The following is a 13,739-nucleotide window of genomic DNA, read 5'->3' on the forward strand; positions in this document are numbered from 1 at the left end:
TTTATAAAATCCTTGTGCCGCCGACCGGCCGGATTTTCAGCACGTGACAGCTACCCTTGCCCAGAACAGCCTCCATCTTTTCGATGAATTCTTCCAGATACGCGTCCGGAACAAAGGTCTGTACCGTTCCCGCAAAGCCGCCGCCGTGCACGCGGTAGGCCCCGCCCTTTTCGCTAAGATATTTCTGGCAGAGGGCGAGCGTAAGGGAAACGCCCTGTTCCTGCACATGGGACGGCGAAAAAACGTTTTGCAGATACATATAAGACGAATAGCCGCTTTCGATAATCAGCTTCTTAAATGTTTCGAAATCCCCGCGGTTTAAAGCTTGGGCCTCTTTTTTTGCCCTTGCGTTGTCCGCGTAAAAATGGAGTGCGCGCAGCACCGCGCGGTCGCCCGCCTTTTTCCGCACTTCCAAAATTTCCCGTTGGAATGCGTCCTCGCTCACTTCGGAAAGGACGTCCTTCCCGAAGTACGCCGCAACCGCCTTCATTTCGGCCGGAATCGCCGCGTAATCGGGGGTCAAATCGGCATGGCTTCCCTTTGTATCGATGATGCACAGCGAATATCCGCATTTTCCGAAATCGAAATCAACCTTTTGCACCACCGGGTTTTCGGCGTCCTTAAAATCGATGGCGACGAAGCCGCCGACCGAGCTGGCCGCCTGGTCCATCAGCCCGCAGGGTTTCCCAAAGTAAACATTTTCTGCATACTGGCCGATCTGCGCGATTTTCAGCGCGCTTTCCTTTCCGCCGCAGAACAAATCGTTTACAATGGTGCCAATCAGCACTTCAAATGCCGCTGAGGAAGAAAGCCCGGACCCCGAAAGAACGTCCGAGGTGGTGTAGGCTTCAAATCCGCCGACGCGGTAACCCATTTGCGCGAATTTGCTTAAAATTCCGCGAATCAGCGCGGGGGAGGTGTTCTGCTCCGCTTCTTTTCTTTCCAGATTACCTGCGTCCAGTACGTCTGCGGGGTATTCTTCAGATTCCACCCGTACCCGGTTGTTATCCCCTTTCGACACGACGGCGATCACATCCAGGTTCACGCTTGCCGCAAGCACATTCCCGCGCTGATGGTCGGTGTGGTTGCCGCCGATCTCCGTCCGTCCGGGCGCGCTGAAAATATTGATGTCCCGATCCGTTCCATATCGTTTTTCGAAAGCTTCCACCGCCTGAAGCAGACGGTTTCGGTAATCCTTTGCTTTATCCGGGCCGCAAACGTAGAGGTACGCCAGTTTTTCGTCCAAATTCCCGTTTGCAATCCATTCCTTTGCCTTAGAAGAAAGCACCGTAATCCCCCCAGTAAAAATATTATGGAATATCTGACTCTATTCTATGCCAATCATCCGGTTTCCACAAGGACAAAATTCTCAACTTTATGGAGAAATGTTGCAATGAAAAAAGCACCTCCATGTGACTCGTTTCCGCGTTTCTTCAGCTTCAGACGGCCTTGCACTTGGGCAAACTGAGAGGAGAAATGCTCATCGTCGAATCCGGACAAGAAGCTGTGTTTGCCCACCCGTTCCTTTTGCGATTATGGACACAAAATACCGCTTTTATTGCAACCGTTTTTGACCCGAAGGGTCCGCAGTATTTTTCTTTTTAGATGTTTTAATCTTTTTTATGCTCCGGACGATATATAATTATAGTTTGCAGGCGCAGCGAAAGGACTCGCTGCGAACGGATTTTAAGGAGAAGGAACCATGCGCATCCAACACAATATTAGTGCGATGTTCGCACTGCGTAACATTGCGATAAACCAAAGGCTGTGCGAGCGGAGCCTTATGCGCCTTTCTTCCGGTTACCGCATCAACTCGGCTGCCGACGACCCGGCCGGCCTTGCCGTTTCCGAGAAAATGCGCTCGCAGATTCGCGGGCTTAGTGCCGCACGGAATAACACGCAGGACGGTATCAGCCTGCTTCAAACTGCCGAAGGGAACCTAAATGAAACGCATTCCATTTTACAGCGGATGCTGGAGCTTGCAACGCAGTCGGCGAACGGGACGTATCGGAATGAAACGGATCGGAAGTTTGCCGAAAAGGAATTTAATGCGCTCAGGGAGGAAATTGATCGTATTGCGCGTACGACGCATTTTAACGGTCAGTATCTTCTCAACGGCAATTTCGCTAAAAAGGAAGGTCCTAAACCCGGGGGATTGACGCTTCAGGTCGGGGCGGACAGCTCCGAATCCAGCCGGTTTACGGTATTCCTTCCGGACATGAGCGCCGCGGCAATTGGCCTTTCCGACGCTTCCATTGCCACGCAGGAAGACGCACAGAAGGCGATGGGGCTGATTCAAAAGGCAATCGACAGCATTTCAGAAGCAAGGGCCGGGATGGGAGCGGCGCAGCGGGCGCTGGAGCGCATACTGAGCTGTATTGATACCATGTCGGACAACTTGATTTCCGCGGAAAGCCGCATCCGGGATGTGGATATGGCAAAGGAAATAATGGAGTTTTCCAAGCACAATATCCTTGTGCAGGCGGGCATGGCAATGCTCGCGCAGGCAAATCAGCAGCCGCAGCTTATTTTAAAGCTGCTGGATTCCTGTTGCGTCAAAAAGGACAAATAGCAAAAAGGAAAGCTTCGGAGCCGAAAATCGGCTCCGAAGCTTTTTCTGTCTATATTTACTGCCTTTTTTTCCAATAGATGTCGACATAGTCGCCGTCCGCAAGGGTTTGCAGGTATGCCGCGTCCTGTCCGTTCACATGCAGGACAATGTTCCCCTGCGGCTTCGACAGGTCGATGTCTACCAGATTCAGCATGTCGATCAGGCGGTACGGGGTTTTGTCCGGCTTTGGATCCAATAAAAGCGGGGCGTGATTCAGCGTAATGTGAACCTTGTTCTCCGCCGGCGCGGAATCCGGTTCCTTTGTGGGTGTTGCTTCCGGACGAGGTTCGGGCTGTACCGGCTGCGAAACGGGCTGCTGATCCACAACTGCCTGCGCATATTCAATCCGGTCATCCTTAGAAAGCACCGTATCCGGTTCCGCCGGTTTCCCGTTAATGGTGCAGGCTCTTTCTTCGTCTTCCCCCAGATACCGGAGAAGCTCCCGCAGCGTGCCGACGGAATAGGTGCGCACCTTGTCGCGGGCGCAGAGCTTCTGCTCCGGTTTGGCGGGCTGGCCGTTCACGGACGCGTGGGTGCCGATTTCCACTTCCATGCCGTTAAAAAAGACTTTGCAAGGTTCTTGGAAATGTACAACATCCCCTAAAGAGGGATGCGCGTTTTCGCCCGGGACAGCCGGTTCGAATAGAATTTCGTCCCCGGCTTTGATAATGGCGGTAATGCCGCTTTCCTCGCCGTTGAGCAAAATGCGCGCGGGCTTCGGGTGGCCGCCGTACAGGACTTTTTTCTCGCCGTTCAGTTCGATAATCATGCTTTGCCCGGAACGGCTGATAAACTGGCTGTAAGTGTAGCCGTTCATCAGCAGAACGTCCAGAACGGTCAGCTTGCCGCTACGGAACAGCTTTGCCCGGCTGCCGTTCAGCCGGATGGAAAAGCTGTCGTTGATCAGATTGAGCGCGGCGGAAACGGCTATCCCCAGCGGGGTTGCAAATTCCGGCCCGGTTACGTCCGTGTCGGACGAGGAAACATGCATAAGGAAATTGTTTCCCCCGATTGCCGCGCGGGTCGGCGGAAGCTTCAGATATTCCGCAACGCATTCGCACAGGCCGGGCAGCTTGCTCCCGCCCCCGACCAGAAAGACGGCGGAAGGCGCGCCCCCGTTGGCCTCGATAATACGGTCGCAGATTTCTTTGCAAAGAGTCCGCATAACCGGTTCGGTTTCGCGCTTCACTTCTTCCGGCGCAACGGTGTGCTCAAACCCGAGAATATCCTTGAACGAAATCTCACTTTCGCCGCTCATCTTCATTTTTATATCTTCTGCCGCCGTAAAATCGACGAGGTATTTTTTCATAATCGCTTCGGTGATTTCGTCGCCGGCAATCGTCGCCATGGTGTAGCCCACCACGCCACCGTCCTTGGAAATGGCAATATCCGAGGTCCCTGCGCCGATATCCACCAGGGCCAGGTTTAACAGGCGCAGCTTCTGCGGAATAGCCGCGTTCATGGCAGCGATCGGCTCCAAAGTCAGGCTGGCGACTTCCAGCCCGGTTTTATGCATGGTGGTATACAGGCTGTCCACAACCTCGCGCGGCAGGAACGTGGCGATTACTTCCACGCGGATGCGCTGGCCGCGGTGGTCAAGAAGGTTCGATATCGGGTAATCGTCCAGCAGGTATTGCACGACGGAATAGCCTACAAGGTAGAATACCGGCTGGTTGCCGTCGTCGGTTTCGGGGGCAAACTGGCACTCCGCCGCTTCAATCGCGCCTGCTTCCAGCCGACTGATGGTTTCTTCGTCGATGGACTGCGACGGGTTCAGATCCATTTCATAGGAGGCTCTCTGCGTCCGGAGTGCGCGCCCCGCCGCCGCGACGCAGACGTGCCGGAGCGGGTAGCCAAGCCGTTTTTCCAGTCGGCTTTTGACAATACCCGCGATACGGCTTACCTGCTCAATATCCTCAATTTGCCCGTCGATCATGGCGCGCTTCGGATGCTCAACGGTTTCCACGGCCAGAATTCGCAGCATCTCGCCGTCCATTTCGCCGACAACGCCAATCACGCTCCGGGTGCCGATATCGAGCGCAAATACATAATCTTCCGGCGTTTCCCCGGTAGCCGTATTCTGTTCCTTTTGTGTTTCCATTTGCATCGTTCGGCCTCCACTTGCAGAATTTCCAAATTACGATTAGAATTCCATTTTATTTTACTATAAGTTTATTTGAATTGCAATCAAATCGTCGGATTCTCAAACCCGCGCTGCCGCTTTTTCACCGGGTAAATCCGTATTTCTGCCGCGGGCCTCGGCTATTTCTCCGACAGCTTTTCGAGCTTCTTCCGGCTGCTGATCGTAACCCCGCCCCGGAACAGCGAAACCATGCCCTCGCTCTGGAAGTATTTGAGCATGCGGGTGACGACCTCGCGCGCGGAACCCAAATGGTTTGCAATCGCCTCCTGCGTAATGTGAAGCGTGTCGGAGCCTTCCACAGCAGATTGCTCCAAAAGGAAGTTCGCAAGCCTTCGGTCGAAGCTTGTAAAGAGAACCTGTTCCATAATCCACATTACGTCGGAAAAACGGGAGGAGATTAACTGATTGGTGAAGCCGGACACCGCAAGCGTGCTCTCGTTCAGCTCATTGTACACCGCTGTCGGGATCAGCAGCACGCGGCTTTCGCTTTCCGCTTCGATGGAAATGTCAAAGGTGATGTTTTTCAGCATGCAGGCAGCCGAAAAAATGCAGGCGTCCCGTTCGAACAGGCGGTAAATGGTGATCTCCTTGCCGGTGTCGGAAAGGATATAGGCGCGAAGATGCCCGCTTTTTACAAGAATCAGCCCCAGGCAGTCCTGCGAGCCGTCGTGCAGGCTCTGTCCCTTTTTAACCGTAAACGCGGAAGCTGTCGCTTCGATTCTTTCTTTTTGATTCTGCGAAAGCGCATTCCAGAAAGGAAGAGCCTCTTTCATGAATTCCAGTTCCGTTTTTGCTATCGCCATACAGCCGCCCCCTATTCTATATTCCCAGTATTTCCTTGCTCTTATTATACTACGGTATCGAAAAAGAGCAACGGCTGCTCCTCTTCGCGGACTTGCCCGCGGCAAAGCGAACGCCCCGCGTCAAAAGACGCGGGGCGTGGATTCAGCAGGGGTTTCATAGCGTTTACCAAAATGCGCTTTTTTAGTGATTCCTGCAGGCTTCCGTATAATTATTTTGCAGCAGTATTTTTTAATAAACGGTTAATTTTAAAGCATATCCAGAATGGATTGTTTGCTGCGGGAACCGACGGCGGTATTCGCGACTTTCCCGTCTTTCATCACGATGAGTGTCGGGATGCTCATTACGCCGAACTGGGAGGCAAGCTCCGGCTGTTCGTCCACATTGACCTTGCCGACCTTGATATTCGGGTTTTCCTCCGCGATTTCGTCCACAATCGGGGAGACCATGCGGCAGGGACCGCACCACGGCGCCCAGAAGTCAATAAGAACAGGCTTGTCGGACCGAACGGCTTCCTGTGTAAAATTCTCATTTGTCAATGTAATTACAGACATCTTTCTTCTCCTTTTCTAATTGGAATTGGTATTTGTATTTTCTGCTTTTATTATACGCAATTAGGGTTCCTTTTCTGTGACATAATCACCGTGCTTTTTTCAGCTTGCGGTAATATTGGATGGCGCTGGTCGCGGCTTTTGCCCCGTCATAAACCGCTTTGGAAATCTGAAGCATGCCGCCGGTGCAGTCGCCTGCGGCGTACAGCCCGGGAACGCTGGTCTGCATATTCTCATCCACGACGATGCGTCCGCCCTCAGTCTGGGCGCCTATGGAGCGGGCGAAATCCCCGCTGGAAGCCACGCCCTGTGCGACAAATACGCCGGAAACGGGCAGCGCGGAGCCGTCTTTAAACCGGACGGTTTCCAATACCTTGCCGCCCTGCAGCGCGGCGATTTCCCGTTTGTCCACCGGAATTTCCGGGGGAAATGCGGCGGCTGGTTCGCAACCATTGGTAAGTACCGTAACCGAGCCGACAACGGGAAGCAGCTCCTGCGCTTCGTGCAGGGCGTAGTTTCCGTCCCCCAGCACAGCGACATGTTTTCCCCGGTAAAAGAATGCGTCACAGACGGCGCAGTAGCTGACGCCCTTTCCCTCCAATTCGCGCAGCCCTTCAATCGCGGGCGCCCTGCGCGCCGCGCCCGTTGCCAAAATCACGATCGGCGCCTGATATTCCTCTGTTTTTGTCTGGACGGTAAATCCGCCGTCGTATTGGATTCCTACCACCTCGTCCTCAATGGTGGTAACGCCAAGCCGGGAAGCCTGATCCAGCCCGTTGCGGACAAGCTGTTCGCCGGAAATCGGTTCGGGAAAGCCGTAATAATTTTCAATTTCCCCCGCTTTGGAAAGAGACCCGCTGTCACGCCCGATCACCAGCGTTTCCAGCCCGGCGCGCGCCGTATACGCCGCCGCGGAAATTCCGGCGGGACCGTTTCCCAGGATGATCACATCGGACATTTTTAACACCTTCTCTGCCGTTTCTGGCTTTAGTATATGCCAAAGCCGGTTAATATTCCGTGACAACATCACAAAATCCTTCCTTATTGTGATTTTGTCACGGAATATGTTTTTTTTTCATGATATCATAAATTTGCAAAACAGGACAGTTGTTTTACAATTTCTTTGTTAATTTTTTATTTTAAATGATTTCGAAAGGTGGAAGGAAAATGAAGGTATTGATCGTAGGCGGCGTTGCCGGCGGTGCAAGCGCGGCAACAAGGCTTCGCAGGCAAAGCGAAGACGCCCAGATTATTTTGTTTGAAAAAGGCGAATATATTTCCTACGCAAACTGTGGCTTACCTTATTATATAGGCGGGACGATCCGGGACAGGGAGCGGCTGATCGTAACCACCCCACAACTGCTTCGCGACCGCTTCCGCATTGACGTCCGCACGATGAGCGAGGTTGTGAAGATTGACCGCGCGAAAAAAATGGTCACCGTAAAAAACCATGCCGACGGTACGGTGTATGAGGAAAGCTACGACAAGCTGATCCTTTCCCCGGGCGCGCAGCCGAAGCGCCCCCCGCTGCCGGGTATTGACAGCGAGGGAATATTCACCCTGCGCACCGTTCCCGACACATACCGGATTGACGAATACATCCGGGAAACGAAGGCGGAGAGCGCGGTTGTGGTCGGCGCGGGCTTCATCGGCGTGGAAATGGCGGAAAACCTGAAAAAGCGCGGGCTGGATGTGACGATTGTCGAATACCTGGATCAGGCCATCGCTTCGCTCGACCCGGAAATGGCGGCGATCCTGCACCGGCACCTGCGGGAAAACGGAATCCGGCTGCTGTTCGGCACAGGGGTGCAGGGCTTTGAAAAGGCGGAGAATCTGAAAGTGAAGCTGACCGGGGAAAAAGAGATTTGCGCCGATCTGGTGGTTCTGAGCATCGGCGTTGCGCCGGACAGCAGCCTTGCAAAGGACGCCGGGCTTGAGCTGAGCGTCGGCGGAAGCATTCAGGTGAACGATACCCTCCAGACCTCGGATCCGGATATTTATGCTGTTGGCGACGCCATTAGTGTGCGGCAGTTCCTGACCGGCGAGGATACGCTGGTTCCGCTTGCAGGTCCGGCAAACCGCCAGGGCCGCCTCGCGGGGGAAAATGTCCTGGGCAGAAGGGTCGGAATCAACGACGGCGTGCAGGGAAGCGCGATTCTGAAGGTGTTTGATATGACCGCGGCATCTACTGGCATGAATGAAAAGCAGTTGAAAGCGAAAAAAATCCCTTATCAAAGGACATATATCCATCCGGCGGACCATGCCACCTATTATCCGGGTTCTTCGCAGATCAGCATGAAGCTGCTGTTTGCGCCGGACGGGAAAATTTTGGGCGCGCAGGTGGTCGGGTTTGACGGTGTGGATAAGCGCATCGATGTGCTGGCGACCGCGCTCCGCTTTGGCGGCACGGTATACGATCTGGAAAAGCTGGAGCTTTGCTACGCGCCGCCCTATTCCTCTGCGAAAGACCCGGTCAATATCCTCGGCTTTACAGCCGCCAATATTCTGCGCGGGGATGTAAAGGTATTTTACTTCGACGAAGTCGACGCGCTCGACCGAAGCAAGGTCAGCCTTGTAGACACAAGAACCCCTTCGGAAGTGCAGGCGGGCACGATTGACGGCGCAATCAATATCCCGCTGGACCAGCTGCGTGAGCGTATGCAGGAACTGCCGAAGGAAAAGCCGGTATATGTATTCTGCCAGGTGGGTTTGCGCGGCTATCTTGCGGCCCGCATCCTGATGCAGAATGGGTATGACGTAAAAAACCTCAGCGGGGGCTATAAAACCTATATCACCGCGAAGGGCGACCGGGAACAACCGACGGGTACGGACTGCATCGGCTGTAAAAAAAAACTGACTGAACCGGTGGCGCCAGCGTGCGGTAAGGATGTAAAAATAATCGAAGTGGACGCTTGCGGCTTGCAGTGCCCCGGACCGATCATGAAGGTTTCGGAGGGGATAAAAAGCATCCGTGAAGGCGAATGCCTGAAGGTCCGCGCGACAGACCCGGCGTTTGCTTCGGATATCCGCATTTGGTGCGAACGGACGGGTAACCCGCTGCTTGGCGTGGAACGCGAAGGGAGCACGTATTCCGTTACCATCCGGAAAGGCGACGCGGCGCCCGCCGCCTCGGCAGCAGGCGGGAACGGCAAGAGCATGGTGGTGTTCAGCGGCGACCTTGACAAAGCACTTGCGGCGCTGATCATTGCCAACGGCGCGGCTTCCATGGGAAGAAAGGTCACCTTGTTCTTCACTTTCTGGGGGCTGAATATTCTTCGCAAAAACGAATATGTGCCCGTAAAGAAGAATTTTATTGAGAAGATGTTCGGCATGATGATGCCCCGCGGCAGTAAAAAGCTGGGCCTTTCCAAAATGAACATGCTCGGCATGGGGCCGAAAATGATCCGCAGCGTGATGAAAAGCAAAAATGTTTCTTCTTTGGAAGAACTTCTCCGTTCGGCAATCGACAATGGGGTGCGGATTGTCGCCTGCCAGATGTCCATGGATATCATGGGAATCAAGCGGGAGGAACTGATCGACGGAGTGGAAATCGCCGGGGTGGCAACCTTCCTTGGCTCCGCAGAGCAGTCGGACACAAACCTGTTTATCTGATGGATAAGACCACAAAACCCTCCGGAAAACCGGAGGGTTTCTTTATGAACGGTTATTTTATAAATTCTTTTTCCGCTTCGGCAAAAGCCTGCTTGTAAACCGCGTCAAAGGGTGCGCCGTGCGCTTCGGCGGCTTTTTTCACATCCTCATATTCCGGCTTGTATTTTGTAATCCCGCAGCCTTGGCTGACTTTTATCCGGATGGGGCCGTATGCGGTTTGAACGGTTCGGAAAGAGGATTTTAAGATTGTGCGGGAGCAGGGCGACATTCGCACGCCCAGCGTCGTGGTGTGCAGAAGAATCAGCCGCATAAAACGTTCCTGCATATCCGGCTTGCACAGGCAGGTCAGAAGGACGGAAGGGCGGCCCTTTTTCATTTGAACCGGCGTTGTGAAAACGTCCAGCGCGCCGGCTTCAAACAGCCGGTCGGCCGCGAAAGCGATAGCCTCCGGCGTCATGTCGTCAAGATTGCAGCGAAGCTCCGCAATTTCGTCCGCGTAATCCTCTGTTTCCGACCAGAAGGCCCGTACGCAGTTTGCCGCTTCGAAGTCCTTTGTTCCCATGCCGCATCCGATTTTGTCCACCCACATCGGGGGCATCGGACCGAAACGGGTGGCGAAGTGCCGCAGAAGCGCAGCGCCCGTTGGCGTGCAAAGCTCTCCGCGGATCTGGCCGCTATAAATGGGAACGCCCGTTAAAAGCCGGGCTGTTGCAGGGGCCGGAACGGGAAGCAGGCCGTGCGCACAGCGGACAAAACCGCTCCCTACGTGAACCGGGGAAGCTGTGATTTCATCCGCACCCAGCAGATAAAACAGCAGGCAGCAGCCGACAACGTCGGCGACGGCGTCCAAAGTACCGACCTCATGGAAGTGGATCTGTTCCAGAGTAACGCCGTGGACATGCGCTTCCGCTTCGCCGATTTTTCGGTAGACGGCCAGCGCGTCTTCCCGGACTTTTTCCGGCACCGGGAGCTGTGCAATCAGGGATTTTATGCTTTCATAGCTGTGTGCGTTTGTTTCCGCGCGGCAGGATTGTGCTGGTACTTCGTTTTCCTCCCACCCGTTTACGGTGACAACCATATGGCTTCCGGAAATGCCGCATTTTACAGAGGGGACACAGCTTACCGTAACCCCCGGAAGCCCGAGGGTGTTCATCTGCTTTAAAAAGCCCTCCCGGTCGGGGAAAAGCTCCAGCAGGGCGGCCGTCAGCATATCCCCGGCGGCGCCCATATTGCATTCGATATAAAGCCGTTTCATTCCTTGTCCCCCAAATGATTAATCCTGCTGGCGAGAAAGCCCGCGCCGAAGCCATTGTCGATGTTTACGACGCTGACGCCGCTCGCGCAGGAGTTCAGCATGGAAAGCAGGGCGGACACACCGCCGAAATTCGCCCCGTAGCCGATGCTGGTCGGCACAGCGATCACAGGGCAGTCCGCAAGGCCGCCGATCACGCTTGCAAGCGCTCCTTCCATGCCCGCAACGGCGACGATCACGCGCGCTTTGAGAATCACGTCCAGCTTGGAAAGCAGGCGGTGAAGTCCAGCAACGCCTACATCGTACAGACGGGTGACCTTGTTCCCCAAAGCTTCCGCTGTACGGGCGGCTTCTTCCGCTACGGGAAGGTCGCTAGTTCCGGCGGATGCGACGACAATAATGCCGGAGGAGGTGATTTCCGCTTTGCGCCCTGCAATTCCGAGCCTGGATACCTCGTCGTAGTCCAGCGGGATTGCTTTTTCCACTATTTCTGCGGCTTCGGTGGAAAGCCGGGTAATTAGGATGGTCCCCACGCCGTTTTTTCGCATGGCGGACGCGATGCCCATAATCTGCTCCGGTGTTTTTCCGCTTCCGTAGATGACTTCGGGCACGCCCTGCCGCAGTTCGCGGTGCAGATCCACTTTCGCGTAGCCCAAATCTTCGTAAGGGCTTGTCCGAAGCTTTAAAACCGCCTTTTCGGGGGAAAGGGTTCCGTTCTTTACCTCCTGAAGTAGTGCCAGCGTCTTTTTTGAGTCCATTTTTGTCCTTCCTTTCAGCCCCGCGGTGTTAAGTCCAGCAGTACTCCGTCGAACCAGCGGGAAAGCTCCTTTGTGAGTTCATCCTTCTTCGAAAGCGCCATGGAAAACTGGCTTTCGGGAAGCTGGAGCTTTGCGGCGCCGTGGAAATAGCGCACGCGGAAGTTAGTGAACCCCATGGAAAACAGGGCCGTCTCAGCCTGTTCTGCTTTTTTCAGCAACTCCGGGGTAATTTCGGTCCCGGTGGGAATACGCGTCGCCAGGCAGGCGTAAGCCGGTTTATCGTGCGTAAAAAGCCCGGCTTCTTTGGAAAACCGCCGGATTTCGGGTTTTGTCAGGCCGCATTCGCGCAGGGGCGAGCGGACGCCCAGTTCCTTTAAAGCCCGCATGCCGGGACGGTCGTCCGCAAGGTCGGAGGCGTTTGAGCCGTCGATCAACAGCGAGTAGCCGTCTTTTTGTGCTAGCTCTCGAAGCCGGGTGAACAAAGCTGTTTTGCAATAATAACAGCGAAGCGGGCCGTTTGCCGCAACCTGCGTGTCTTTTAGCACGTCAATTTCCGCAACGGTAAACGGAACGCCAAGTTCATCGGCCAGCCGCTTCGCGTCGTCCAGTTCAAACTGCGGCTGGAAAGCGGAGTAAATGAAATATGCGTGAATATCACAGCCGTAATACTTTGCGGCATACAGCAGATAAGAAGAATCGGTGCCGCCGGAAAAGGCGAGGGCGGCGCTTGGATTTTCAGCAAAAAATGTTTTTAGATTCATTTTAACTCCTCGTGCATATCTGTGTTAAAACCGGATTGCTTAGGGATATGCGTCTATTTGGCGGTATGCACGGTTTCAGCCATGCGTTTCTATCTGAACATTTTACCTTTGGACAGTAGGTTTGTCAATTGAAACAGCGGGGGATTTTCGTTGACGAACAATCCATTTAATGCTATGATAATTAAGGATTTTATACGGTGTATTTTTTGGAGGAAAAGAATGAGAGTGGTTGTAATCGACGGTCAGGGCGGCGGGATGGGCCGAAGTTTGGTGGAAAAGCTGAAGGCGGAAATTCCAAGCGTTAAGGTGATTGCGGTCGGAACCAATTCTCTTGCCACCTCTGCAATGCTGAAAGCGGGTGCGGACGCTGGCGCGACCGGGGAAAACGCGGTGATTTTCAATTGTTCCCACGCCGATATTATTACCGGCCCGATCGGCATTCTTCTGGCAAATGCCATGCTGGGCGAAATATCCCCGAAAATGGCGTGCGCCGTTTCCGCAAGCATGGCGCAGAAGGTGTTGGTTCCGGTTTCCACCTGCCGTGTGCATATTGCCGGAACGGAGGATAGGCCCATGGCGAAATACATAGAGCAGACGGTTGAAATGATCAAAAAACTGATCAGCCAGTAATGAATCTTTGATACGCAGATGAAAGCCGGTGGGCGAAGCGGTTCTTCAGGAGCATGGCTGTGTTTCCACTCCTTTTATGATTGCTGTGTTGACTTCTCAAAGGATTGTGTTATAATAGTAAAGCTAAATATCCGCCCGTGGCGAAGCTGGATATCGCAGCAGATTCCGATTCTGAAGGCCGGGGGTTCGAATCCCTCCGGGCGGGCCAAAAACAGGATGTGGCTTTTGCCCCGTCCTGTTTTTTAGTTCGAGCCGACAGGGTGAGAACCCCCTGGCGCAAGTTTTGGGAAGCACTTTCTTGTTTTTTCTGAATTTATTGGAGGTACTCGCGGAACGCGGGCTGGGGATTGCACCGCCTTCGAATCCCTCCGGCAGACCAAATGCTAAACCCGCATGAACGCTGATTTTTTTCAGTATTCATGCGGGTTTTCCACGTTTTCAGAGTGTTTTATATCGGACTATTATATTGCTTAAAACACAAAAATACAGTAAAAAATGCAACACGAAATGCCCGCATTCATGGCCGGGAGGGTGGGCAAAAATCCTACCGTTAGTCAGTAATCATAGGTGGCTTCTTCGACGGTTGCAATTGCGAACTTTTTGCAAAAAACATGAAAATA

The 13,739-nt window shown here is 53.9% G+C and carries 11 protein-coding genes and 1 tRNA gene; 4 read left to right on the forward strand and 8 right to left on the reverse strand.

All coding sequences use genetic code 11. The features are described 5' to 3' along the window. Position 1 precedes the first annotated feature (1 nt). The gene (locus CAGA_RS07480) at positions 2 to 1,288 is read right to left on the reverse strand and encodes a galactokinase (protein ID WP_135659422.1); all 1,287 of its coding nucleotides are present in this window, start codon (positions 1,286 to 1,288) and stop codon (positions 2 to 4) included. A 414-nt stretch (positions 1,289 to 1,702) separates the two neighbouring features. On the opposite strand from CAGA_RS07480, the gene CAGA_RS07485 reads away from it, so the two are divergent. Continuing rightward, positions 1,703 to 2,572, forward strand: a complete 870-nt coding sequence (locus CAGA_RS07485; RefSeq protein ID WP_135659424.1) for a flagellin N-terminal helical domain-containing protein — start codon at positions 1,703 to 1,705, stop codon at positions 2,570 to 2,572. Positions 2,573 to 2,627: 55 nt separating this feature from the next. Here CAGA_RS07485 and CAGA_RS07490 read toward each other — a convergent pair whose 3' ends face one another. From CAGA_RS07490 to CAGA_RS07505, 4 genes are all read right to left on the reverse strand, one after another. Further along, positions 2,628 to 4,718, reverse strand: a complete 2,091-nt coding sequence (locus CAGA_RS07490; protein WP_135659426.1) for a cell division protein FtsA — start codon at positions 4,716 to 4,718, stop codon at positions 2,628 to 2,630. Between the two features lie 155 nt (positions 4,719 to 4,873). Beyond that, positions 4,874 to 5,557, reverse strand: a complete 684-nt coding sequence (locus tag CAGA_RS07495) for a Crp/Fnr family transcriptional regulator (RefSeq protein ID WP_135659428.1) — start codon at positions 5,555 to 5,557, stop codon at positions 4,874 to 4,876. Between the two features lie 246 nt (positions 5,558 to 5,803). Further along, on the reverse strand, positions 5,804 to 6,109 hold the full coding sequence (gene trxA / locus CAGA_RS07500; RefSeq protein WP_135659430.1) for a thioredoxin: 306 nt from the start codon (positions 6,107 to 6,109) through the stop codon (positions 5,804 to 5,806). A gap of 85 nt (positions 6,110 to 6,194) precedes the next feature. Further along, positions 6,195 to 7,133, reverse strand: a complete 939-nt coding sequence (locus CAGA_RS07505) for an NAD(P)/FAD-dependent oxidoreductase (protein ID WP_330566977.1) — start codon at positions 7,131 to 7,133, stop codon at positions 6,195 to 6,197. 140 nt (positions 7,134 to 7,273) lie between these two features. On the opposite strand from CAGA_RS07505, the gene CAGA_RS07510 reads away from it, so the two are divergent. Continuing rightward, positions 7,274 to 9,718 (forward strand): FAD-dependent oxidoreductase, encoded by a 2,445-nt coding sequence (locus CAGA_RS07510; RefSeq protein WP_135659434.1) that lies wholly within the window; start codon positions 7,274 to 7,276, stop codon positions 9,716 to 9,718. 52 nt (positions 9,719 to 9,770) lie between these two features. Here CAGA_RS07510 and larC read toward each other — a convergent pair whose 3' ends face one another. The 3 genes from larC to larE are packed head-to-tail and all read right to left on the reverse strand — an operon-like array spanning position 9,771 to position 12,489. Continuing rightward, a complete protein-coding gene (gene larC, locus CAGA_RS07515; RefSeq protein WP_135659436.1) occupies positions 9,771 to 10,973 on the reverse strand; it encodes a nickel pincer cofactor biosynthesis protein LarC in 1,203 nt (400 codons plus the stop codon). After that, positions 10,970 to 11,728 (reverse strand): nickel pincer cofactor biosynthesis protein LarB, encoded by a 759-nt coding sequence (gene larB / locus CAGA_RS07520; RefSeq protein WP_135659438.1) that lies wholly within the window; start codon positions 11,726 to 11,728, stop codon positions 10,970 to 10,972. Before larB ends, larC begins: the two co-directional genes overlap by 4 nt. A 14-nt stretch (positions 11,729 to 11,742) precedes the next feature. Next, positions 11,743 to 12,489: an ATP-dependent sacrificial sulfur transferase LarE gene (gene larE / locus CAGA_RS07525; protein WP_135659440.1), complete on the reverse strand. Its 747-nt coding sequence runs from the start codon at positions 12,487 to 12,489 to the stop codon at positions 11,743 to 11,745. Between the two features lie 219 nt (positions 12,490 to 12,708). On the opposite strand from larE, the gene CAGA_RS07530 reads away from it, so the two are divergent. Together CAGA_RS07530 and CAGA_RS07535 are read left to right on the forward strand one after the other, a co-directional pair. Further along, on the forward strand, positions 12,709 to 13,119 hold the full coding sequence (locus CAGA_RS07530; RefSeq protein ID WP_135659442.1) for a DUF3842 family protein: 411 nt from the start codon (positions 12,709 to 12,711) through the stop codon (positions 13,117 to 13,119). A 131-nt stretch (positions 13,120 to 13,250) separates the two neighbouring features. Further along, positions 13,251 to 13,327 (forward strand) — tRNA-Arg (locus CAGA_RS07535). The last annotated feature ends 412 nt before the right edge of the window (positions 13,328 to 13,739 follow it).

This window comes from Caproiciproducens galactitolivorans (assembly GCF_004768785.1).
Lineage (GTDB): Bacteria > Bacillota > Clostridia > Oscillospirales > Acutalibacteraceae > Caproiciproducens > Caproiciproducens galactitolivorans.

Bases quoted from the DNA above. Each gene is read 5' to 3' on its own strand.
- CAGA_RS07495 (WP_135659428.1), bottom strand. From the start codon at position 5,557: ATGGCGATAGCAAAAACGGAACTGGAATTCATGAAAGAGGCTCTTCCT.
- CAGA_RS07530 (WP_135659442.1), top strand. From the start codon at position 12,709: ATGAGAGTGGTTGTAATCGACGGTCAGGGCGGCGGGATGGGCCGAAGT.
- CAGA_RS07510 (WP_135659434.1), top strand. From the start codon at position 7,274: ATGAAGGTATTGATCGTAGGCGGCGTTGCCGGCGGTGCAAGCGCGGCA.
- trxA (WP_135659430.1), bottom strand. From the start codon at position 6,109: ATGTCTGTAATTACATTGACAAATGAGAATTTTACACAGGAAGCCGTT.
- CAGA_RS07490 (WP_135659426.1), bottom strand. From the start codon at position 4,718: ATGCAAATGGAAACACAAAAGGAACAGAATACGGCTACCGGGGAAACG.
- larE (WP_135659440.1), bottom strand. From the start codon at position 12,489: ATGAATCTAAAAACATTTTTTGCTGAAAATCCAAGCGCCGCCCTCGCC.
- CAGA_RS07485 (WP_135659424.1), top strand. From the start codon at position 1,703: ATGCGCATCCAACACAATATTAGTGCGATGTTCGCACTGCGTAACATT.
- larC (WP_135659436.1), bottom strand. From the start codon at position 10,973: ATGAAACGGCTTTATATCGAATGCAATATGGGCGCCGCCGGGGATATG.
- CAGA_RS07505 (WP_330566977.1), bottom strand. From the start codon at position 7,133: ATGTTGTCACGGAATATTAACCGGCTTTGGCATATACTAAAGCCAGAA.
- larB (WP_135659438.1), bottom strand. From the start codon at position 11,728: ATGGACTCAAAAAAGACGCTGGCACTACTTCAGGAGGTAAAGAACGGA.